The following is a 22,923-nucleotide window of genomic DNA, read 5'->3' as shown; positions in this document are numbered from 1 at the left end:
CGCCGGGGGGCGCTTCGCGTCGTCACGGGCAGCTGGGCTCGGCCTCATAACCGGTGATCGCCCAGGCGCCGCTCGTCTGCTTGGTGAGCACGAACTTGCCCAGCTTCGGTCCGCTGCGCACCTCCAGCGCGCAGGAGCTGACCTCGACCGAGCCGGACTGGGGCGGGGTCACCATCGTCTCGGGGAAGCGGAGCTGCCGGTAGGTGCTCACGTCGGTCACCTGGCTCTTCAACTTCGTCACCGCGGCCGCGCAGTCCGACGCGCCGAAGGCCTCCGCGAACGCCTTCTGCGGCCCGTCGCTCTTGAAGTACGCGCACGCCCGGCCGCCGTCGCCGGTGCCGACGTGCTTGTAGAACTGGCCGATCGTGCCGTTGATGCCGTACGGGTTGGGCGGCGCGATGACGTTGTTCTCCACGCCGCCGCTGTCCTGCGCCACGTCGCCGGGGTCGTCGCCGCCGAAGTACTGCTCGTAGAAGTACGAGGCGACGAGCAGCACGACCACCAGGTACACGAGGCGGCGGACGAGTTTGCTGCGCAGCAGGACCTGCCACAGCGGCCTGCGCCGCGGGGCGGGAGGTGGTGGCGCGATCGGTGGGATGCCCTGCGGTGGGCTGCCACCTGGCGGGAGGCCCGGTGGGGTGGTGCCGGAGGGGAGGCCCAGTGGTGGGGTGGCACCGGGGGGCAGGCTTGGTGGCTGGTTGGCGCCCTGCGCCTGCTGGAAGCGCTGGAACTCCTGGAACCGTTGGAACTCCTGGAACTGCCGGAGCTGTTCCGGGTCGATGTCCGGTGGCGGCGGGTTCCGTGGCGGCTCTTCGGTCACGCGTCACATCATGGCCGATTTGGGCCGCTGTCAGCTCCCCTGCTAGTGTTGTCGACGGTTCACCAAAGACCGCTGGTCGTCCCTGTCCACGTGACGGGGAGCGAAGGTCCCGCGAAGCGGGCGGCCCGCGCAGGAGAACGAGGTAGGTCCAGGCGTGTTCGCACGCCCGTCACGCCCCGTGCTGCTGCGCAGGGGCGTTTTTGCTTTGCGCGGCCCTCTCGACCGGCGTGTCACTAGCCCAGAGAGGAGGCGATCATGGCGAAGCCCAGCAAGGTTTCGGCCGTCGCCGAGCTCACGGACAAGTTCCGTGGAAGCTCGGCCGCTGTCGTGACCGAGTACCGCGGCCTCTCCATGGCGCAGCTCACGACGCTGCGTCGCGCTCTCGGCGCGGGCACCACGTACACCGTTGCGAAGAACACGCTGGTCAAGCGTGCCGCTGAGGACGCGGGCGTCCAGGGCCTCGAGGCCCTGCTCGTCGGCCCGACCGCCATCGCCTTCGTCGAAGGCGAACCGGTCGACGCGGCCAAGGCCCTGCGTGACTTCGCGAAGGACAACAAGGCCCTGGTCATCAAGGGCGGCTACATGGACGGCCGCCCCCTCTCGGTCGACGAGGTCACCGCCATCGCGGACCTCGAGACCCGTGAGGTGCTGCTCGCCAAGCTGGCGGGCGCGATGAAGGGCAACCTGGCCAAGGCCGCGGGTCTGTTCAACGCCCCGGCTTCCCAGGTCGCTCGCCTGGCTGCTGCCCTGGTGGAGAAGAAGGCCGCGGAGGCGCCTGCCGCCGCCGAGGCCGACGCTCCGGCCGAAAGCTGATCACACCCAGAAACTCCGCGTCCCGGCCGCAGTTCGGGCGTTGAAAGAGAAAGGACCGCCATCATGGCGAAGCTCAGCACCGACGAGCTGCTCGACGCGTTCAAGGAGATGACCCTCCTGGAGCTCTCGGCCTTCGTGAAGGAGTTCGAGACCACCTTCGAGGTCACCGCCGCCGCTCCGGTCGCCGTCGCGGCCCCCGGCGCAGCCGGCCCCGCCGCCGCCGAGGTCGAGGAGAAGGACGAGTTCACCGTCGTCCTCGAGGGCGCCGGCGACAAGAAGATCCAGGTCATCAAGGTCGTCCGCGAGGTCGTCTCGGGCCTGGGCCTGAAGGAGGCCAAGGAGCTGGTCGAGGCCGCTCCGAAGCCGCTGCTGGAGAACGTGGCGAAGGACGTCGCCGACGCCGCCAAGGAGAAGCTCGAGGCTGCCGGCGCCAAGATCTCGCTCAAGTGATCTAGCGCTACCGCTTCCGCGAAGGCGGGCACCCGATCCGGGTGTCCGCCTTCGTGCTGTCTACGGCCGGTGATCTTGACCGCGTCGTCGCGCGTGGCCCACCATCGGGGGCCGGAGGGGTGGCGGCATGACCCTGCTCACACCGTTACCCACCCGAGACCGCATTAACCCAACTGGTGAGTAACCACGACGGTGCGGCCTCGTTGCACCCGTATGACACCGGCCTGCCCGGTGTCGGGCGAGCCGGCCGCTGACCTGGAGGTGCGATGGGCGTCGAGGTGGTCGTCGAGGGCCTGACCAAGTCCTTCGGCAAGCAGACCATCTGGCGGGACGTCACGCTCACCCTCCCACCGGGCGAGGTCAGCGTGATGCTCGGCCCGTCGGGCACGGGCAAGTCCGTCTTCCTGAAGTCCCTGGTCGGGCTGCTGAAACCGGAACAGGGCAAGATCGTCATCAACGGCGTGGACCTGGTCCGCTGCTCCGAGCACAAGCTCTACGAGATCCGGAAGCTGTTCGGCGTCCTCTTCCAGGACGGCGCGCTGTTCGGCTCGATGAACCTCTTCGACAACGTGGCCTTCCCGCTGCGCGAGCACACCCGCAAGACCGAGGCCGAGGTCCGGCGGATCGTGCTGGAGAAGATGGAGATGGTCGGCCTCGTCGGCGCGGAGAAGAAGCTCCCCGGCGAGATCTCCGGCGGCATGCGCAAGCGCGCCGGCCTGGCCCGCGCCCTGGTCCTGGACCCCGAGATCATCCTGTGCGACGAGCCGGACTCCGGCCTCGACCCGGTCCGCACGGCGTACCTCAGCCAGCTCCTCATCGACCTGAACGCGCAGATCGACGCGACGATCCTGATCGTCACCCACAACATCACCGTGGCCCGCACCGTCCCGGACAACCTCGGCATGCTGTTCCGCCGCGAACTGGTCATGTTCGGTCCCCGCGAAGTGCTGCTGACCAGCGACGAGCCGGTGGTCGAGCAGTTCCTCAACGGCCGCCGCATCGGCCCGATCGGCATGTCGGAGGAGAAGGACCAGGCGACGATGGCCGCCGAGCTGGCGCACCGCGAAGCGGGGCACGCCGACGGCCCGCCGGACGAGGACGTGCGCGGCGTGGTGCCGCAGCTGGAGCCGACGCCCGGCCTGCCGCCTCGTGGCGCGGTGCGCCGGCGCAAGGACCGGGTGATGAGCATCCTGCACACGCTGCCGCCCGAGGCGCAGGAGGGCATCATCGCCAGCCTCACGCCCGACGAGCAGCGCCACTACCGGGTGCTGGCCGGTGCGGGCGACCGGACGGGCCCGATCACCGCCGACCCGATCACGCCGAGCCCGTGGCCCCGGCAGGGGGGCGTGCTGTGAGCTCACCGGCGACGTTCCCCGGCGTCGGCGCGCTGCGCGAAACGGGGCGGATGTTCGCGCTGGGCATCGACGTCGTGCGCAACACGTTCCGCCGCCCGTTCCAGCTGCGGGAGTTCATCCAGCAGTGCTGGTTCGTGGTGAGCGTGACGGTGCTGCCGACGGCCCTGGTGTCGATCCCGTTCGGTGCGGTCATCGCGTTGCAGATCGGCTCGCTGACGAGGCAGATCGGCGCGCAGTCGTTCACCGGCGCGGCGAGCGTGCTGGCGATCATCCAGCAGGCCAGCCCGATCGTGACGGCCCTGCTCATCGCGGGCGCGGGCGGCAGCGCGATCTGCGCGGACCTCGGCTCGCGCAAGATCCGCGAGGAGATCGACGCGATGGAGGTGCTGGGCGTCTCGCCGATCCAGCGCCTGGTCGTGCCGCGCGTGCTGGCCGCGATGCTGGTGTCCGTGCTGCTCAACGGCATGGTCAGCGTGGTCGGCGTGATGGGCGGCTACTTCTTCAACGTGATCCTGCAGGACGGCACGCCCGGCGCCTACCTGGCGAGCTTCAGCGCCCTGGCGCAGCTGCCGGACCTGTGGATCTCCGAGATCAAGGCCCTGATCTTCGGGTTCATCGCGGGCATCGTGGCCGCCTACCGCGGCCTGAACCCGGCGGGCGGGCCGAAGGGCGTCGGCGACGCCGTCAACCAGGCCGTGGTCATCACGTTCCTGCTGCTGTTCTTCGTGAACTTCGTGCTCACCACGATCTACCTCCAGGTCGTCCCGGCGAAGGGGAGCTGAGATGGCCACGAGCACCGACCGGTTCCGCAAGGCGGCGAACGCGCCGCTGGCGATGCTGGACAACTTCGGCGACCAGCTGTGGTTCTACGTCCGGGCGATCTGCTGGATCCCGCGCACGCTGACCCGCTACCTGCGCGAGACGCTGCGCCTGCTGGCCGAGGTCAGCTTCGGCTCGGGCGCGCTGGCCGTCATCGGCGGCACGATCGGCGTGATGGTGGGCCTGTCGGTGTTCACCGGCACGGTCGTCGGCCTGCAGGGCTTCACCGCGCTGAACCAGATCGGCACGTCGGCGTTCGCGGGCTTCGTGTCCGCGTACTTCAACACCCGCGAGATCGCGCCGCTGGTCGCGGGCCTGGCGCTGAGCGCGACCGTCGGCTCCGGCTTCACCGCGCAGCTCGGCGCGATGCGGATCTCCGAGGAGATCGACGCGCTGGAGGTCATGGGCATCCCCAGCCTGCCGTACCTGGTCACCACGCGGATCATCGCGGGCTTCATCGCGATCATCCCGCTGTACGTGATCGGCCTGCTCACGTCGTACCTGGCGGCCAGGTTCATCACGGTCGAGTTCTACGGGCAGTCGGCGGGCACCTACGACCACTACTTCAACCTGTTCCTGCCACCGGTGGACGTGCTCTGGTCCTTCGGCAAGGTGCTGGTCTTCGCCGTGGTGATCATCCTGACGCACTGCTACTACGGCTACCGGGCCAGCGGCGGCCCGGCGGGCGTGGGTGTCGCGGTCGGCCGCGCGGTGCGCACGGCGATCGTCACGACGAGCTTGCTGGACTTCTTCCTGAGCATGGCCATCTGGGGCACCACGACGACGGTGAGGATCGCGGGATGATCAGGCGCAGGCTCCTGGGCGTCGCGTTCATCGCGGTCATCGCCCTCTTCCTCTCCGTCACGGTGGCGCTGTACAACGACGCGTTCACCGACGTCGTGAAGGTGACGTTGAAGACCGACCGGGTCGGCAACCAGCTGCTGATCGACTCCGACGTCAAGGTCCGCGGCATGATCGTCGGCCAGGTGAAGGGCATCCGGACCTCGGGCGACGGCGCCGAGCTCGACCTGGCGCTCGACCCGGAGCAGGCCAGGCACATCCCCCGCAACGTCTCCGCGCGCCTGCTGCCGAAGACCCTGTTCGGCGAGCGGTACGTGAACCTCGTGCTGCCCGACGAACGCGAGGTACCGCTGACCGGGGGCGCCGTCATCGAGCAGGACCGCTCCAGCAGCGCCATCGAGCTGGAACGCGTGCTCGACGACCTGATGCCGGTGCTGCAGGCCGTGCAGCCGGAGAAGCTGGCCACCACGCTGACCGCGATGTCGCAGGCGTTGGAGAACCGGGGCAAGCCGCTGGGCGAGACGCTGGTGCAGCTGGACGCCTACCTGGGCGAGTTCAACCCGCAGCTGCCCAAGCTGAAGGACGGCATCAGCCGCCTCGCCGACGTCTCGAACGTCTACGCCGACGCCGCGCCCGACCTGGTGCAGGCGCTGTCGGACGCCACGGTCACCAGCCGCACGCTGGTCGAGCAGCGCGACAACCTGCTCGCCCTGTACGGCACGCTCACCACCACGTCGCTCGACCTGAACAGCTTCCTCGCGGTGAACAAGAACAACCTGATCCAGCTCGCCGACGTCAGCAGGCCGACGCTGGAGCTGCTCGCCAAGTACTCGCCCGAGTACCCCTGCCTGCTCAAGGGCCTCGCGGAGTTCAGGCCGATCATGGACCAGGTGTTCGGCAAGGGCACCGACGAGCCGGGCCTGCACATCACGCTGGAGATCACCGCCAACCGCGGCAAGTACGAGCCGGGCAAGGACGACCCGGAGTACGCCGACAAGCGCGGCCCGCGCTGCTACGACATCGTGCCGAGGCCGGACCCGTTCCCGCAGTACCCGCCGGAGGGCCCGGTGAAGGACGGCTCGTCGTCGCCGGCGCCCGCGCGCTCGGCCACCGACGGCGTGCTGCCGCCGAACACGGGCACGATCCGGGAGGACGGCACGGTCGTGTCGTCGTTCGGCGGCGTGCCGTCGCTGGCGAACTCGCCCGAGGAGCAGGACTTCCTGGCCGCGCTGCTCGCACCGCAGTTCGGCTTGAAGAAGCGCGAGATGCCGAGCTTCACCGCGTTGCTGCTCGGCCCCTTGTACCGGGGAGCGGAGGTGACGGCATGAGGTCCCTGGCCGCGCCGCTGATCAAGCTCGGCGTGTTCGCCACGATCACGGTCCTGGCGACCACGCTGCTCGCGGTGACCATCTCGAACGTCAACTTCAACGGCGCCACCGGCTACACCGCCCGGTTCACCGACGTGACCGCGCTGAACGAGGGCGACGACATCCGCATCGCGGGCGTCCGGGTCGGCCAGGTCGACGGGATCCGGGTGGTCGACCGGCGGCTGGCGGAGGTGGAGTTCTCGCTGGAGGGCGACCGCACGCTGCCCGCGTCCGTCACCGCGACGATCAAGTACCGCAACCTCGTCGGCCAGCGGTACATCGCGCTGGAGCACGGCGTGGGCGACGCGTCCGCGCTCAAGCCCGGCGACGTGATCCCGTTGGAGCGCACGAAGCCGGCGCTCGACCTGACCGTGCTGTTCAACGGCTTCAAGCCGCTGTTCCAGGCGCTGAACCCGGACGACGTGAACCAGTTGTCCAACGAGATCATCCAGGTGTTGCAGGGCGAGGGCGGCACGATCGACAGCCTGCTGCGCCACACCGCGTCGCTGACGTCCACGCTGGCGAGCCGCGACCAGGTGATCGGCGAGGTCATCGGCAACCTCAACGCCGTGCTGGACACCGTGAACTCGCGGAGCGAGCAGGTGTCCACGCTGGTCACCACGTTGCAGGAGCTGACGACGGGCCTGGCGGGCGACCGCGAGCCGATCGGTGACGCGATCAGCGCCATGGGCGAGCTGACCGGCACGACGGCCGACCTGCTCAACCAGTCGCGGCAGCCGTTGAAGGACGACATCGCCAACCTGGGCCTGGTGTCGAAGACGCTGGGGGACCACGAGGCGATCGTGGAGGGCGTCATCCGGAACCTGCCGACCAAGATCGAGGCGATGTCGCGGACCGCGTCCTACGGGTCCTGGTTCAACTTCTTCCTGTGCGAGGGCACCGGCCAGGTCGCCGTGCCGCCGATCATCAACGACCCGATCCCGATCACGGCTCTGCCGGTCACGCAACCGAGGTGCCGCCGATGAGAACCCCGAAGAACGCGGCGCAGCGGAACCCGGTGGCGGTCGGCGCGGTGAGCCTCACCGTGATCGCCCTGCTGCTGCTCGCCACCTTCTACTCCGACGACCTGCCGATCATCGGCGGCGGCACCACGTACTCGGCCGAGTTCACCGAGGCGGCGGGCCTGATCCCGTCGAACGAGGTGCGGGTGGCCGGGGTGAAGGTCGGCAAGGTGACCAAGGTCGAGCTGGACGGCGACAAGGTGAAGGTGTCGTTCCGGGTGAAGGACGCCTGGGTCGGCGACCGCACCACCGCGGTGATCCGGATCAAGACGCTGCTGGGCCAGAAGTTCCTGGCCCTGGACCCGCAGGGCGCGCAGCCGCTGGACCCGGGCGAGCCGATCCCGCGGGAACGCACGCTGTCGCCGTACGACGTGCAGGAGGCGTTCAACGGCCTGGCGTCCACGGTCGGCCAGATCGACACCCAGCAGCTCGCGGACAGCTTCCAGGTGCTGTCGGAGACGTTCCAGGGCTCCGCGGAGAGCGTGCGCGGCGCGTTGGACGGCCTGTCGGCGCTGTCGAAGACGATCTCGTCGCGCGACGAGCAGCTGGCCCGGCTCCTGGCCAACACGAACGAGATCACCAAGACCCTGTCCGACCGCAACGAGCAGTTCGAGAAGCTGCTCGCGGACGGCAACCTGCTGCTGGAGGAGCTGCGCAAGCGGCGGGACGCGATCGGGGCGCTGCTCAAGGGCACCCGTGAGCTGTCCAAGGAGCTGTCCGGCCTGGTCGCCGACAACTCCGCGCAGCTGCGGCCCGCGCTGGAGCAGCTGGAGCGGGTCACCACGATGTTGCAGCGCAACCAGGACTCGCTGGACCGCAGCCTGGCGCTGATGGGCCCGTTCTTCCGGGTGTTCGCCAACACCCTGGGCAACGGCCGCTGGTTCGACGTCTACATCTGCGGCCTGCTGCCGCCGTCGGTGAACCTCGGCGTGGTCGGCTTCAACGAAGAGGGCTGCCTCCCTCCCGGCGTGCAGAGGGGGAACTGACGTGGCGACCACGAGAGCGGGCCGTGACCTGGTCCGGGCCGTCGCGATCGCGTGCGTGCTCGCGATCGTGGCCGCGGCGGCGATGTGGTGGGTGTTCGCCGGCGCCGACAGCCGACGGGTGACCGCGATGTTCGGCGCGGCCGTCGGCGTCTACCCCGGCTCGGACGTGCGCGTGCTCGGCGTGCGGATCGGCACGATCGAGGAGGTCGAGCCGCAGGGCGCGCTGGTCAAGGTGGTGATGTCGGTCGACCGCGGGGTGCGGGTGCCCGCGGACGCGCAGGCCGTCGTGGTCGCGCCCAGCGTGGTCAGCGACCGGTACGTGCAGCTCGCGCCCGTCTACACCGGCGGCGACGTGATGGGCGACGGCGCCACCATCCCGCGCGAGCGCACCGCCACCCCCGTCGAGCTGGACGAGCTGTACGCGAGCCTGGACAAGCTGACCACCGCGCTCGGCCCGAACGGGGCGAACAAGGACGGCGCGCTGTCCGAGCTGCTCGACTCGGCGGCCAACAACCTCCAGGGCAACGGGCAGGCGCTCGGCGACACCGTCAAGCAGCTCGGTGACGCCACCCGCACGTTGTCCGGCTCGAAGGACGACCTGTTCGGCACCGTGGACAACCTGCAGAAGTTCACCGGGATGCTGGCCGCGAACGACAGCCAGGTGCGCGACCTCAACCGGCAGCTTGCCGAGGTCGCCGGCTTCCTCGCCGACGAGCGGGAGAACCTGGGCGGCGCGCTGAACGAGCTGGCCACCGCGCTCGGCCAGGTCCAGGGCTTCATCCAGGACAACCGGGCCGTGCTCAAGTCGAACGTCGACAAGCTCGCCGGCATCACCCAGATCCTGGTCGACCAGCGCGCGTCGCTGGCGGAGGCGCTGGACGTCGGGCCGCTCGCCCTCGGGAACCTCCAGAACGCCTACAACGCGGCCTCCGGCACGCTCGACGCGCGGGCCGACCTGAACGAGCTGAGCCAGCCGCCGATCGTGCTGATCTGCAAGCTCATCCAGGGTGTCGAGCCGGGCCGGGTGCCGGGTGTGCTCGCCGAGGCGTGCCGCCAACTGGAGCCGGTGCTCAGCGGCGCGGTGCCGTTGAAGACGCCGCAGGAGGTCGCGACCGACCTCGCCCAGGGCAAGCTGCCGCTGCCCCTGCCGCTCGCGGGGGTGCCGCGGTGAGGCGGTTCGCGGTGCTCGTGGCGAGCGCGCTGGTGCTGACCGGCTGCGGCTCGGGTGGCTTCGACGGCGTCTACAACATGCCGCTGCCCGGCGGCGCGGACGTCGGCGACCGGCCGTACGAGGTGAAGGTGCGATTCAAGGACGTGCTGGACCTGGTGCCGCAGGCCGGCGTGAAGGTCAACGACGTGCCCGTCGGCCGGGTCGACCGGATCGACCTGGGCGCGGACGGCTGGACCGCCGAGGTGACCGTGCTGGTCAACGGCGACGTGAAGCTGCCGGGCAACGCGGTCGCCCGGCTGCGCCAGTCCGCGCTGCTCGGCGAGAAGTACGTCGAGCTGGCCGGGCCCGCCGAGGGACGCGCGGAGGGTTCCCTGACCGGCGGCTCGGTCATCCCGGTCGAGCGGACCAACCGCAACCCCGAGGTCGAAGAGGTCTTCGGCGCGCTGTCCATGCTGCTCAACGGCGGTGGCATCGCCCAGCTCCAGGACATCAGCCGGGAGCTGAACGCGGCCCTGGAGGGGAACGAGCCGCAGATCCGGTCGCTGCTGCACAACCTGAACGTGCTGGTCGGCGACCTCGACGCGCACAAGGGCGAGATCACCCGCGCGTTGGACGGGCTCAACCGGCTCGGCGGCACGCTGAACGCCCAGCGCGACCAGATCACCGGCGTGCTGGACGGGCTGGAGCCGGGCCTGAAGGTGCTCAGCGAGCAGCGCACCCAGCTGGTCACGCTGCTGCAGTCGCTCGACGCGCTGTCCGACGTCGCGGTGGACACGGTGCACAAGTCCAAGGACGACATCGTGGCCGACCTGAAGGCGCTGACGCCGACGTTGCAGAAGCTCGCCGAGGCGGGCACGAACCTGCCCAACGGCTTCGAGCTGCTGCTGACCTACCCGTTCCCGGACTCGGCGATGGACGCCATAAAGGGCGACTACACGAACATGTACGCCGACATCGACCTGGACCTGGGCACGATCGTGGACAACCTCGGCCGGTCGCGGCAGTCGCCGCTGCCCACCCTGCCCGGGCTGCCCGGCGTCGACGGCACCGCGCCGTCCCTGCCGCTGCCCCTCCCGAACCTGCCGCTGCCCGGCGTGTCGGGCGACTCCGGGCTCGGCGACCTGCTCGGCGGACTGCTCGGAGGTGGGCGGTGATCTCGGGCCGGATCAAGCTCCAGATCGGCGCGTTCGTGCTGATCGCCCTGGTCGGCGTGAGCTATGTCGGCGCGCGGTACGTCGGGCTCGGCCGCGTGTTCGGCGCGTCGGGGTACGTGGTGACGATGCAGCTCGCGGACTCCGGCGGCGTGTTCACCAACGCCGAGGTCACCTACCGGGGCGTCGCCGTGGGCCGGGTCGGGCAGATGAGGCTGACCGGGGACGGGCTGGAGGTCGACCTGGACATCGACCCGAGCGCGCCGTCCATCCCGGCCGACCTCGAAGCCGTGGTGGCCAACCGGTCCGCCGTGGGCGAGCAGTTCGTCGACCTGCGCCCGCGCGGCGAGGACGGGCCGTACCTGGCGGACGGGTCGGTCATCCCGCGGTCGGCCACGAAGACGCCGCCGCCGGTGGACGACCTGCTGACCAACCTCGACGCGTTCGCCAAGTCGGTGCCGACCGAGTCGCTGCGGACCGTGGTCGACGAGCTGGACCTGGCGTTCAACGGCACCGGGCCGGACCTGCAGGTGCTGCTGGACAACACCAAGCTGTTCACCCAGGCGGCGACGGAGCACCTGCCGCAGACGAAGGCGCTGCTCGACAGCGGGCTGGTGGTGCTGAACACGCAGGCCGAGCAGGGCGGCGCGATCCGATCGTTCTCCACCGACCTGCGGGCGCTCGCCGAGCAGCTGAAGAACTCCGACACCGACCTCCGGCGGCTCATCGGCGTGTCGCCGCAGGCCGCGGAGCAGGTGTCGGCGCTGCTCCGGGAGACCGGGCCCAACCTGGGCGTGGTGCTGGCCAACCTCCTGACCACGGGGAACATCCTGGTCACGCGGCTGGACGGGCTGGAGCAGATCGCCGTCACCTACCCGATCATCGTCGGCGGCGGGTTCACCGTGGCCAAGGGCGACGGCACGGGCGCGCACTTCGGGCTGGCCCTGAACGTGTTCGACCCGCCGCCGTGCACGGTCGGCTACGACACGACCACGATCCGGCAGGGCACCGACACCACCCAGGCCGAGTTCAACACGCAGGCGTACTGCGCGTTGGCGCCCGGCAGCGCCACCGGCGTGCGGGGTGCCCAGAACGCGCCTTACGGTGGCATCCCGGTGGCGACGCCGGCCGGTGACGCGACGTCGCAGCCGGGTCGGGAGCCGGCCGCGGGCCAGACCGCCGCCGAGCCGCCGGTGCTGACCAGCCTCGGGCAGCTGCTCGGTCTGCCGGGCTGAGGAGAGGGACTGATGGACGTTCGACGTTGGACGCTGCCGGTCGCGGCCGCGCTCGCGGTGCTGGCCGCCGGCTACGCGCTGTGGGCGGGGGTGTCGTGGTGGAGCGCGTCCTCGAACGACTCGGTGGCGTTCTCGCGGGAGCGCGAAGAGGTGCTGCGGGTCGGGCAGGTGGGGATCGCGAACTTCACCACCCTCGACTACAAGAAGGTGGACGAGGACCTCACCCGCTGGCTCGACTCGTCCACGGGTGAGCTGCGCGCCGAGATCGAGGACGGCCGGGACAAGCGCCGCAAGCAGATCGAGGACGCCAAGACGGTGACCGTGAGCCGGGTGCTGGACGCGTCCGTCACCGAGCTCGACGCGCGGGCCGGGAAGGCGCACCTCATCGCGGTCGTGGAGACCACGGTGACGCCGGAGAGCGGGCAGTCGGTGAGGAAGGTCAACGGGTACCAGACCGACCTGACCCGCACCGACGCCGGTTGGAAGCTCAGCGCGCTGGGGCCGGTCTCGCCCGGCGGCGCGTGACCCGAGGAGATGACGTCAGTGCCACCGCCCCGCCGCCGCCCCGTCCCGACCACGCCGACCACCCGGCCGCGCGTCGCCGGCCTGCGCAAACGCCCCGAGCAGGCCGCACCGTCCGACACGACGCCGGTCGAGGACGCGCAGGTCGACGGCACCGATGCCACGGCGGCCATCGACACGACCGCCCTCGACACCGCGGCCATCGACACGAGCGCCGCACGCACCGAGACCCTGCCCTCCGACCGTGACCTCACCCGTCCGACCGAGGTCACGGGCCTGATCGAGCCCAGCGAGGACGACGAGGCCGAGGGCGAGACCTCCGAGCCCGCGCCCCGCCCCCGCCCGACCGGCCGCCGCAAGCGCACCGGCGAGGCCGTCGCGCCCAGCGTGCTGACCGACGACGGCGCGCACCGGGCGAAGTCCGACGCCGACGCCTGGGCCGCCCGGCACAACCGGCCCGCGGACCGCTCGTCCCGACTCGCCGCGTCCGGCCCCGCCCTGCCGATCGCCCTGGTCGTGCTGGCCGCGCTCCTGGTCGGGCTGGGCGTGTGGTTCCAGAACCGGGCCGACGGCGTCAGCTACAACCGGGCCCTGGTGGACAGCGCGGGCACGACCGAGGTCGTCGGGCAGACCCGCGAGGCGATCGAGAAGGCGTTCTCGTACAACTTCGCCGACGTCTCCGCCACCGAGAAGGCGGCCAACGAGCTGCTCATCGGCAAGGCGCAGTGCCAGTACAACGCGGTCTTCGGCCCGGTGCGCACGCTCGCGCCCGAGCAGAAGCTCGTGGTCACGGTGAAGGCCGTGTCCAGCGGCGTGACCTCGCTCGACGGCGACCACGCCACCGTGCTGCTGTTCCTCAACCAGATCACCACGCGCACCACCGACAACCAGAGCGGCGGCGGCACCGCGACGATGCGGGTGAGCGCGCAGCGGGTCGACGGCCGGTGGAAGGTCGACAACATGGAGATGTTCGGCCAGAGCGGCGACCAGGCGGCCGAAACCGCCAAGTGCTGACCCCGGTGGCGGCCGGACGGCCGCTCCGGGCGTCCACTCAGGACTCCGGACCGGGTTTCAAGCCTCAGAATACGTGATCTGCGCCACATTTTTGAGCAGGTAACTGAACGGGATCGTCACTGTCTCCCTTCGGGGTCTGAACACCCGCCAAAGGTTCACGGTTGCTCACGTCCATGTATTTTCGCAGGTCACAGCGGTAACTCCGCGTTATCGCGCCTTGCGCCAGTGGGGTGATCGCCGCGTGGCATCTTGACTGTGGGCGTCGGCGGGGTCACTCTGTCGGTGAGCACGAGAAAGGTCCTTCCAGGTGCCTCTCGACAGTTGCCGCGCGCGTGGCTAGACTGCTCCTTTGCGCTGCCCTCTTTCCGTTTGCCCTTCGCCGAGAGCTGGATTGCCGGGCATCGCCGCACCCTTGACAGCCGTGCTAGTTCCGCTGACTAGCCAGCTACCTGTCCCTGGAAGGACGCATCTTGGCGATCTCTCGCGCGACCAAGGCCACTGCTGCGACCAACTCCACGTCGGGGATTCCCGGAGCGCCGAAGCGAGTCTCTTTCGCGAAGATCCACGAACCGCTTCAGACGCCCAACCTGCTCGACCTGCAGATCCAGTCGTTCGAATGGCTCACCGGCGACGAGGCGTGGTTCCAGCGCCGCGTCGACGAAGGTGACGAGGCGCCGACGGGCGGCCTCGAGGAGGTCTTGAACGAGATCTCCCCGATCGAGGACTTCTCCGGCTCGATGTCGCTCTCCTTCTCCGACCCGCGCTTCGACGAGGTCAAGGCCTCGACCGAGGAGTGCAAGGACAAGGACATGACGTACGCCGCCCCGTTGTTCGTCACGGCGGAGTTCACCAACCACACCACTGGCGAGATCAAGAGCCAGACCGTGTTCATGGGTGACTTCCCGATGATGACCGACAAGGGCACGTTCATCATCAACGGCACCGAGCGGGTCGTGGTTTCCCAGCTCGTCCGCTCGCCGGGTGTCTACTACGACACCGCGATCGACAAGACGACCGACAAGGACGTCTTCAGCGTCAAGATCATCCCGTCTCGGGGTGCCTGGCTGGAGTTCGACGTCGACAAGCGCGACACCGTCGGTGTCCGCATCGACCGCAAGCGCCGCCAGCCGGTGACCGTGCTGCTGAAGGCGTTGGGTTGGACCACCGAGCAGATCCGCGAGCGCTTCTCGTTCAGCGAGACGCTGCTGACGACGCTGGAGAAGGACCACACCGCGGGCACCGACGAGGCGTTGCTCGACATCTACCGCAAGCTGCGTCCGGGCGAGCCGCCGACGAAGGAGTCCGCGCAGGCGCTGCTGGAGAACCTGTTCTTCAAGGACAAGCGCTACGACCTCGCGAAGGTCGGCCGGTACAAGATCAACAAGAAGCTGGGCCTGGCCTCCCCGATCTCCACGGGCGTGCTGACCGAGGACGACATCGTCACGACGATCGAGTACCTGGTCCGCCTGCACGCCGGTGAGACGTCGATGAAGCCCGGCGACACCGAGGTGCCCGTCGAGGTCGACGACATCGACCACTTCGGCAACCGCCGCCTGCGCACCGTCGGCGAGCTGATCCAGAACCAGATCCGGGTCGGCCTGTCCCGCATGGAGCGCGTCGTCCGCGAGCGCATGACGACCCAGGACGTCGAGGCCATCACGCCGCAGACCCTGATCAACATCCGCCCGGTGGTGGCGGCGATCAAGGAGTTCTTCGGCACGTCCCAGCTGTCGCAGTTCATGGACCAGACGAACCCGCTCGCGGGCCTGACCCACAAGCGGCGCCTGTCCGCGCTCGGCCCGGGTGGTCTGTCCCGTGAGCGCGCCGGCATGGAGGTCCGCGACGTCCACCCGTCGCACTACGGCCGCATGTGCCCGATCGAGACGCCGGAAGGCCCGAACATCGGCCTGATCGGCTCGCTGTCCTCCTACGGGCGGGTCAACCCGTTCGGCTTCATCGAGACGCCGTACCGCAAGGTCGTCGACGGCCGGGTCACCGACCAGATCGACTACCTGACGGCCGACGAAGAGGACCGCTACGTCAAGGCGCAGGCGAACGCCAAGATCGACGACGAGGGCAACTTCCTCGAGGAGAAGGTCCTGGTCCGCAAGAAGGGCGGCGAGGTCGAGCAGATCGACCCGTCCGACGTGGACTACATGGACGTCTCGCCGCGGCAGATGGTGTCGGCCGCGACCGCGATGATCCCGTTCCTCGAGCACGACGACGCGAACCGCGCCCTGATGGGCGCGAACATGCAGCGCCAGGCGGTGCCGCTGCTGCGCAGCGAGTCCCCGCTGGTCGGCACCGGCATGGAGCTGCGCGCCGCGGTCGACGCCGGTGACGTCGTGGTGGCCAAGAAGACCGGTGCGGTCGAGGAGATCTCCGCCGACTACGTCACGGTCATGGCCGACGACGGCTCGCGGCAGACCTACGGCCTGCACAAGTTCCGCCGGTCGAACCAGGGCACGTGCATCAACCAGAAGCCCATCGTGAACGAGGGCGACCGGGTGCACGAGGGCCAGGTGCTGGCCGACGGCCCGTGCACCGAGAACGGCGAGATGGCGCTGGGCAAGAACCTGCTCGTCGCGATCATGCCGTGGGAGGGCCACAACTACGAGGACGCGATCATCCTGTCGCAGCGCCTCGTGCAGGACGACGTCCTGACCTCGATCCACATCGAGGAGCACGAGATCGACGCGCGGGACACCAAGCTGGGCGCCGAGGAGATCACCCGGGACATCCCGAACGTCTCCGAGGAGGTCCTGGCCGACCTCGACGAGCGCGGCATCATCCGCATCGGCGCCGAGGTCCAGCCCGGCGACATCCTGGTCGGCAAGGTCACGCCCAAGGGCGAGACCGAGCTGACCCCGGAGGAGCGCCTGCTCCGCGCGATCTTCGGCGAGAAGGCGCGCGAGGTGCGCGACACGTCGCTGAAGGTGCCCCACGGCGAGTACGGCAAGGTCATCGGCATCCGCGTGTTCAGCCGCGAGGACGACGACGAGCTGCCCCCCGGCGTGAACGAGCTGGTCCGCGTGTACGTGGCCCAGAAGCGCAAGATCCAGGACGGCGACAAGCTCGCCGGCCGGCACGGCAACAAGGGCGTCATCGGCAAGATCCTCCCGGTCGAGGACATGCCGTTCCTCGAGGACGGCACCCCGGTCGACATCGTGCTGAACACGCACGGCGTGCCGCGTCGTATGAACATCGGCCAGGTGTTGGAGACCCACCTCGGGTGGATCGCCAAGCAGGGCTGGAGCATCAACGGCGACCCGGACTGGGCGAAGAACCTGCCGGCGGAGCTGTACGACGTCGAACCCGGCACCAAGACCGCCACGCCCGTCTTCGACGGCGCCAAGGAGGACGAGATCACGGGCCTGCTCGGCTCGACGATCCCGAACCGCGACGGCGAGCGGATGGTCAAGGAGAACGGCAAGGCGGTGCTCCTCGACGGGCGCAGCGGCGAGCCGTACCCCTTCCCGGTGTCCGTCGGCTACATGTACATCCTGAAGCTGCTGCACCTGGTCGACGACAAGATCCACGCCCGCTCGACCGGCCCGTACTCGATGATCACGCAGCAGCCGCTGGGTGGTAAGGCGCAGTTCGGTGGTCAGCGGTTCGGTGAGATGGAGTGCTGGGCGATGCAGGCGTACGGCGCCGCGTACACGCTCCAGGAACTGCTCACGATCAAGTCCGACGACGTGCTCGGCCGCGTGAAGGTCTACGAGGCCATCGTCAAGGGCGAGAACATCCCGGAGCCGGGTATCCCGGAGTCCTTCAAGGTGCTGCTCAAGGAGCTCCAGTCGCTGTGCCTCAACGTCGAGGTGCTGTCTTCGGACGGCGCCGCGATCGAGATGCGCGACGGCGACGACGAAGACCTCGAACGCGCGGCCGCGAACCTCGGCATCAACCTGTCGAGGACCGAGTCGCCGTCCGTGGACGACGTCGTCAACTGACGCTCGCCGGTCACCGGGAGCACCCCGCGTGCTCCCGGTGACCCAGCCACCAGCACCCCAAGCAGCACCGAACCAAAAAGGGGAAGAGAGTAGACGTGCTCGACGTCAACTTCTTCGATGAGCTTCGCATCGGTCTCGCGACCGCCGACGACATCCGCCAGTGGTCCTACGGCGAGGTCAAGAAGCCCGAGACCATCAACTACCGCACGCTCAAGCCGGAGAAGGACGGCTTGTTCTGCGAGAAGATCTTCGGTCCCACCCGGGACTGGGAGTGCTACTGCGGCAAGTACAAGCGCGTCCGCTTCAAGGGCATCATCTGTGAGCGCTGCGGCGTCGAGGTGACCCGCGCCAAGGTGCGCCGTGAGCGGATGGGCCACATCGAACTGGCCGCGCCCGTCACGCACATCTGGTACTTCAAGGGCGTCCCCAGCCGGTTGGGCTACCTGCTCGACCTGGCTCCCAAGGACCTCGAGAAGATCATCTACTTCGCGGCCTACGTCATCGTGGGCGTGAACACCGAGCTGCGCCACAACGACCTGCCCACACTCGAGAACGAGATGCAGGTCGAGCGCAAGCGGGTCGAGAACCGGCGTGACGCCGACGTCGAGGCCCGCGCGCAGAAGCTGGAAGCCGACCTGGCCGAGCTGGAGGCGGAGGGCGCCAAGTCCGACGTCCGCCGCAAGGTCAAGGAGGGCGGCGAGCGCGAGATGCGCCAGCTCCGCGACCGCGCCCAGCGCGAGCTGGACCGGCTCGACGAGATCTGGTCCACCTTCACCAAGCTCGAGCGCGCCCAGCTGATCGCGGACGAGCTGCTCTACCGCGAGCTGTACGACCGCTACGGCGACTACTTCACCGGCGCCATGGGCGCGGAGGCCATCCAGCGGCTGCTGGGTGACTACGACGTCGACGCCGAGGCCGACGTGCTGCGCGAGACCATCCGCAGCGGCAAGGGCCAGAAGAAGCTGCGCGCCCTCAAGCGGTTGAAGGTCGTGGCCGCCTTCCAGGCGACCCGCAACAACCCGCAGGGCATGGTGCTGGACTGCGTCCCGGTCATCCCGCCGGACCTGCGCCCGATGGTGCAGCTCGACGGTGGCCGCTTCGCCACGTCCGACCTGAACGACCTGTACCGCCGCGTCATCAACCGCAACAACCGCCTCAAGCGACTGATCGACCTCGGCGCGCCCGAGATCATCGTCAACAACGAGAAGCGGATGCTGCAGGAGGCCGTCGACGCGCTGTTCGACAACGGCCGCCGCGGCCGGCCGGTGACGGGCCCGGGCAACCGGCCGCTCAAGTCGCTGTCCGACCTGCTCAAGGGCAAGCAGGGCCGGTTCCGCCAGAACCTGCTCGGCAAGCGCGTCGACTACTCGGGCCGTTCGGTCATCGTGGTCGGCCCGCAGCTGAAGCTGCACCAGTGCGGCCTGCCCAAGCAGATGGCGCTCGAGCTGTTCAAGCCGTTCGTGATGAAGCGGCTGGTCGACCTCAACCACGCGCAGAACATCAAGTCCGCCAAGCGGATGGTGGAGCGCGCGCGCCCCGCCGTGTGGGACGTGCTGGAAGAGGTCATCACCGAGCACCCCGTGCTGCTGAACCGCGCGCCCACGCTGCACCGGCTGGGCATCCAGGCCTTCGAGCCGCAGCTGGTCGAGGGCAAGGCCATCCAGCTGCACCCGCTGGTCTGTGAAGCGTTCAACGCCGACTTCGACGGTGACCAGATGGCGGTCCACCTGCCGCTGTCCGCCGAGGCGCAGGCCGAGGCGCGCGTGCTGATGCTGTCGTCGAACAACATCCTCTCGCCCGCGTCGGGCAAGCCGCTGGCCATGCCGCGTCTGGACATGGTGACCGGCCTGTACCACCTGACCCGGCACAAGAAGGGTGACCTCGGCGAAGGCCAGGCCTACTCCTCGCCCGCCGAGGCGCTGATGGCGTTCGACCGCAAGGTCCTTGGCCTGCAGTCCATGGTCAAGATCCGGATCACGGACAAGAACCCGCCGAAGGGCCAGGAGCCCGAGGGCTGGGAGCCCGGTCAGGCGTGGCTCGCCGAGACCACCCTCGGCCGCGTGCTGTTCAACGAGGTCCTGCCGCCGGACTACCCGTTCATCAACGACGTCATGCCCAAGAAGCGGCAGGCGACGATCATCAACGACCTGGCCGAGCGGTACCCGATGGTCACCGTCGCCCGGACGCTGGACAAGCTGAAGGACGCCGGTTTCTACTGGGCCACCCGGTCGGGTGTCACGGTCGCGATCTCCGACGTGCTCGTGCCGGAGGCCAAGCAGGGCATCCTGGACGAGTACGAGAAGCTCGCGGACGCGGTCGAGAAGCGCTACCAGCGCGGTCAGCTCTCCCACACGGAGCGCAACAACGAGCTGGTCAAGGTGTGGACCAAGGCCACCGAAGAGGTCGCCGAGGTCATGGAGGCCAACTTCCCCGAGGACAACTCGATCCGCATGATCGTGATGTCGGGCGCGGCGGGCAACATGACCCAGGTCCGCTCGCTGGCGGGCATGCGTGGTCTGGTGACCAACCCGAAGGGCGAGTACATCCCGCGGCCGATCAAGAGCTCGTTCCGCGAGGGCTTGTCGGTGCTGGAGTACTTCATCGCCACGCACGGCGCCCGCAAGGGTCTGGCCGACACCGCGCTGCGCACCGCCGACTCGGGTTACCTGACCCGTCGTCTGGTGGACGTCTCGCAGGACGTCATCATCCGCGAGGTCGACTGCGGCACCACGCGCGGCGTGAACATGACGGTCGGCGAGCGGCTGGGCGACAAGGTCGTGCTGGCCGAGTTCGCGCAGACCAGCGTGTACGCGCGGACCATCGCCGAGGACATCACGGACGCCGGTGGCAACATCGTGCTCAACCGCGGTGACGACCTCGGCGACCCGGCGCTGGCGACGCTCGTCGAGGCGGGCGTGACCAGGGTCAAGGTCCGCTCGGTGCTGACCTGCGAGTCCGCGGTCGGTGTGTGCGCGTCGTGCTACGGCCGTTCGATGGCGACCGGCAAGCTGGTCGACGTCGGCGAGGCCGTGGGCATCGTCGCCGCGCAGTCCATCGGTGAGCCCGGCACGCAGCTGACCATGCGCACGTTCCACCAGGGTGGTGTGGCCGGTGACGACATCACCACCGGTCTGCCCCGTGTGCAGGAGCTGTTCGAGGCTCGCGTGCCGAAGGGCAAGGCGCCCATCGCGGACGTCGACGGCCGGGTGCGCATCGAGGACGGCGACCGGTTCTGGAAGATCACCCTCATCCCGGACGACGGGTCCGAGGAGATCCTCTTCGAGAAGCTGTCCAAGCGTCAGCGGCTCGCGAACACGGCCACCGGCCCGTTGCAGGACGGCGACCACGTCGGCGTCGGCCAGCAGCTGCTGGAAGGCACGCCCGACCCGCACGAGGTGCTGCGCGTGATGGGCCCGCGTGAGGCCCAGCTGCACCTGGTGGGTGAGGTCCAGAAGGTGTACCGGGCCCAGGGTGTGGCGATCCACGACAAGCACATCGAGGTCATCGTCCGGCAGATGCTGCGCCGGGTGACGATCATCGACTCGGGTGCGACCGAGTTCCTGCCGGGCTCGCTGGTCGAGCGCGCGGAGTTCGAGTCGGGCAACCGGGCCGTGGTGGCCGAGGGTGGCGAGCCCGCCGCCGGCCGTCCGGTGCTGATGGGCATCACGAAGGCGTCGCTGGCCACGGACTCGTGGCTGTCGGCGGCCTCCTTCCAGGAGACGACGAGGGTTTTGACGGACGCCGCCATCAACGGCCGTTCGGACAAGCTCATCGGCCTGAAGGAGAACGTGATCATCGGCAAGCTGATCCCGGCCGGCACCGGCATCAACCGGTACCGGAACATCCAGGTGCAGCCGACCGAGGAAGCGCGTGCGGCGGCGTACGCCATCCCGAGCTACGACGACGGCTACTACACGCCGGACGTCTTCGGCACGGGCACGGGCGCAGCCGTCCCGCTGGACGACTACGACTTCGGCCGCGACTACCGCTGAAGCAGCTAGTCCGCTGAAAGGCCCCCGGAGCCTCCCGCTCCGGGGGCCTTTCGCATGCGTCACGCGAGGGACTCGACCGACCTGAGCGTTCAACTCGCCGTACCCGAAGGTTCGACACGCGGTACCCGAGCGTTCGACACGCGGTACCTGAGCGTTCGACACGCGCGACGTGAAGGTTCGACACGCGGGGGTCAGGTAAGGCGGCGGCGGGATTTGGCCAGGGAGCGGGCGCGGGCGACCAGGTCGTCGACCAGGTCCGCGTCGGCCAGTGGTGGGGTGGCGTCCGAGCAGCACGGTGGCTTGGTGCGCTTCTCGGTCAGCTTCGGGCGGACGCCGGCCAGTTCGTACAGCGTTTCGTAGAGGTCGCGGCCGGGGTCGTCGTCGTGCGGGCCGACGAGCAGGATCCACGCCGTCCGCGGCGAGGGGAACGCGACGACCACGCGGTCGGCGCCGCGGAGGTGCTTCACGCAGAGGCGGGGCAGCGGTTCGGGGCCCGTGACGCGGTAGCCGAGCGCCAGGCAGCCGCTGTGGGCCAGCTCGTCCAGGAACCTGTCGTAGGCGACCCTGGCGGCGCCGCGCAGGCCCGCGGCCTGGCCGGCCGCGACGGGCGTTTCGACGACGGTGATCAGCGAACTACGCGTCCTTCGCCGCGGTGCAGCTGCTCCAGGCTGGTGGCGAGGTCGGCGCGGTCGAGCAGCGCGGCGTCGCTCAACCGCCGGTGCACCTCGTCCAGCAACGCGCGGCTCTTGCCCGCCCGCCTCAGGTCCGACACGACGTGCAGCACCTCGTGCAGCCGCACGGCGTCCAACAACATCCGGGGCTCCTGGCTGTGGATGGCCAGCACGCCCTCGCGCGCCCACGCCTTGACCGTCTTCTCGGTCAGCTCCAGCAGCTCCCCGGCCACCACCGGGCGCACCGGCGGCGCCTTGCGCAGTGCCTTCGCCACCACGCCGTGCAGCTTGCGCCGCCGCTCGTCGTCCTCCGACAAGCTCGACGCGACCTCTTCGATCTCCTCGATCTGGTCGAACAGGTCGCGGATCTGCGCAGCCTCGGTGGCGACGGACATTACGGCCTCCTCAGTTCACTACCGATTATCACCCGGATTTTCGGTAGTGACAACGGTGGCCCCGCACCACCGGCGCGGGGCCACCACCACGAAGATCAGGACGAGAAGAACAACCCGCCCAGGCCGCGGTGCTTCCGGTGCCCGTGGTGGCCGTAACCGGGCGCGGCGCCCCAGCCCGGCTGGACCGGCTGCTGGACGTAGTGCACCTGCGCGGGCGGCGGCGCGACGGGCGGCGGCGGGGGAGCCATCTGCTGCTCGAGCCGGGTGATGGCCTCCAGCTCGCCGTAGTCGAGGAAGACCCCGCGGCAGCCATCACACTGCTCGATGTGCACGCCCATGCGGTCGAAGGTGCGCATGTTCGCATGACACTTGGGACACTGCATCGT

19 protein-coding genes are annotated in these 22,923 nt (G+C 69.4%); 15 read left to right on the top strand and 4 right to left on the bottom strand.

Annotated features, from left to right (window positions below):
• Positions 1–22: 22 nt before the first annotated feature.
• The gene (locus tag ADK67_RS05325; protein ID WP_053715257.1) at positions 23–820 is read right to left on the bottom strand and encodes a hypothetical protein; all 798 of its coding nucleotides are present in this window, start codon (positions 818–820) and stop codon (positions 23–25) included.
• 255 nt (positions 821–1,075) lie between these two features.
• On the opposite strand from ADK67_RS05325, the gene rplJ reads away from it, so the two are divergent.
• The 15 genes from rplJ (at position 1,076) to ADK67_RS05250 (ending at position 21,471) form a co-directional block, all read left to right on the top strand.
• Entirely contained in the window at positions 1,076–1,633 is a 558-nt protein-coding gene (rplJ, locus tag ADK67_RS05320; RefSeq protein WP_053715256.1) for a 50S ribosomal protein L10, read from the top strand.
• Positions 1,634–1,696: 63 nt separating this feature from the next.
• Positions 1,697–2,083: a 50S ribosomal protein L7/L12 gene (rplL, locus tag ADK67_RS05315; RefSeq protein ID WP_053715255.1), complete on the top strand. Its 387-nt coding sequence runs from the start codon at positions 1,697–1,699 to the stop codon at positions 2,081–2,083.
• A 266-nt stretch (positions 2,084–2,349) separates the two neighbouring features.
• Entirely contained in the window at positions 2,350–3,438 is a 1,089-nt protein-coding gene (locus tag ADK67_RS05310; protein WP_053715254.1) for an ABC transporter ATP-binding protein, read from the top strand.
• Positions 3,439–3,488: 50 nt separating this feature from the next.
• Positions 3,489–4,220 carry an MlaE family ABC transporter permease gene (locus ADK67_RS05305; RefSeq protein WP_231648028.1) on the top strand — a complete coding sequence of 244 codons (732 nt, stop codon included), beginning with the start codon at positions 3,489–3,491 and terminating at the stop codon, positions 4,218–4,220.
• 1 nt (position 4,221) lies between these two features.
• The gene (locus ADK67_RS05300; RefSeq protein WP_053715252.1) at positions 4,222–5,061 is read left to right on the top strand and encodes an MlaE family ABC transporter permease; all 840 of its coding nucleotides are present in this window, start codon (positions 4,222–4,224) and stop codon (positions 5,059–5,061) included.
• On the top strand, positions 5,058–6,386 hold the full coding sequence (locus ADK67_RS05295; RefSeq protein ID WP_053715251.1) for an MCE family protein: 1,329 nt from the start codon (positions 5,058–5,060) through the stop codon (positions 6,384–6,386). The genes ADK67_RS05300 and ADK67_RS05295 overlap by 4 nt, the downstream gene beginning before the upstream one ends.
• Positions 6,383–7,411: an MCE family protein gene (locus ADK67_RS05290; RefSeq protein WP_053715250.1), complete on the top strand. Its 1,029-nt coding sequence runs from the start codon at positions 6,383–6,385 to the stop codon at positions 7,409–7,411. Before ADK67_RS05295 ends, ADK67_RS05290 begins: the two co-directional genes overlap by 4 nt.
• On the top strand, positions 7,408–8,433 hold the full coding sequence (locus ADK67_RS05285) for an MCE family protein (protein ID WP_053715249.1): 1,026 nt from the start codon (positions 7,408–7,410) through the stop codon (positions 8,431–8,433). The genes ADK67_RS05290 and ADK67_RS05285 overlap by 4 nt, the downstream gene beginning before the upstream one ends.
• Position 8,434: 1 nt before the next feature.
• Positions 8,435–9,604 (top strand): MCE family protein, encoded by a 1,170-nt coding sequence (locus ADK67_RS05280; RefSeq protein WP_082403232.1) that lies wholly within the window; start codon positions 8,435–8,437, stop codon positions 9,602–9,604.
• Positions 9,601–10,758 (top strand): MCE family protein, encoded by a 1,158-nt coding sequence (locus ADK67_RS05275; RefSeq protein ID WP_053715248.1) that lies wholly within the window; start codon positions 9,601–9,603, stop codon positions 10,756–10,758. Before ADK67_RS05280 ends, ADK67_RS05275 begins: the two co-directional genes overlap by 4 nt.
• Positions 10,755–11,990 (top strand): MCE family protein, encoded by a 1,236-nt coding sequence (locus tag ADK67_RS05270; RefSeq protein ID WP_053715247.1) that lies wholly within the window; start codon positions 10,755–10,757, stop codon positions 11,988–11,990. Before ADK67_RS05275 ends, ADK67_RS05270 begins: the two co-directional genes overlap by 4 nt.
• 12 nt (positions 11,991–12,002) lie before the next feature.
• A complete protein-coding gene (locus ADK67_RS05265; RefSeq protein ID WP_053715246.1) occupies positions 12,003–12,515 on the top strand; it encodes a hypothetical protein in 513 nt (170 codons plus the stop codon).
• A 9-nt stretch (positions 12,516–12,524) separates the two neighbouring features.
• Positions 12,525–13,526 (top strand): hypothetical protein, encoded by a 1,002-nt coding sequence (locus ADK67_RS05260; protein WP_157619940.1) that lies wholly within the window; start codon positions 12,525–12,527, stop codon positions 13,524–13,526.
• A gap of 470 nt (positions 13,527–13,996) precedes the next feature.
• Complete coding sequence (rpoB, locus tag ADK67_RS05255; protein WP_053715244.1) at positions 13,997–17,479, top strand: DNA-directed RNA polymerase subunit beta; 3,483 nt, start codon at positions 13,997–13,999, stop codon at positions 17,477–17,479.
• Between the two features lie 95 nt (positions 17,480–17,574).
• Positions 17,575–21,471: a DNA-directed RNA polymerase subunit beta' gene (locus ADK67_RS05250; RefSeq protein ID WP_053715243.1), complete on the top strand. Its 3,897-nt coding sequence runs from the start codon at positions 17,575–17,577 to the stop codon at positions 21,469–21,471.
• Positions 21,472–21,662: 191 nt separating this feature from the next.
• Here the strand turns inward: ADK67_RS05250 and ADK67_RS05245 are convergent, their stop codons facing one another.
• The 3 genes from ADK67_RS05245 to ADK67_RS05235 all read right to left on the bottom strand — a co-directional run bounded on the left by ADK67_RS05245 (position 21,663) and on the right by ADK67_RS05235 (position 22,920).
• Positions 21,663–21,938, bottom strand: coding sequence for a hypothetical protein (locus ADK67_RS05245; protein WP_053715242.1), 276 nt, complete (start codon positions 21,936–21,938; stop codon positions 21,663–21,665).
• A gap of 158 nt (positions 21,939–22,096) precedes the next feature.
• On the bottom strand, positions 22,097–22,537 hold the full coding sequence (locus ADK67_RS05240) for a hypothetical protein (RefSeq protein ID WP_053715241.1): 441 nt from the start codon (positions 22,535–22,537) through the stop codon (positions 22,097–22,099).
• Between the two features lie 95 nt (positions 22,538–22,632).
• Positions 22,633–22,920 (bottom strand): TFIIB-type zinc ribbon-containing protein, encoded by a 288-nt coding sequence (locus ADK67_RS05235; RefSeq protein ID WP_082403231.1) that lies wholly within the window; start codon positions 22,918–22,920, stop codon positions 22,633–22,635.
• Between the last annotated feature and the right edge of the window lie 3 nt (positions 22,921–22,923).

Source organism: Saccharothrix sp. NRRL B-16348, from assembly GCF_001280085.1.
Classification (GTDB): domain Bacteria; phylum Actinomycetota; class Actinomycetes; order Mycobacteriales; family Pseudonocardiaceae; genus Actinosynnema.
Note: the sequence above shows the minus strand (reverse complement) of the source record. Positions and strands in the feature narration are given on the sequence as shown.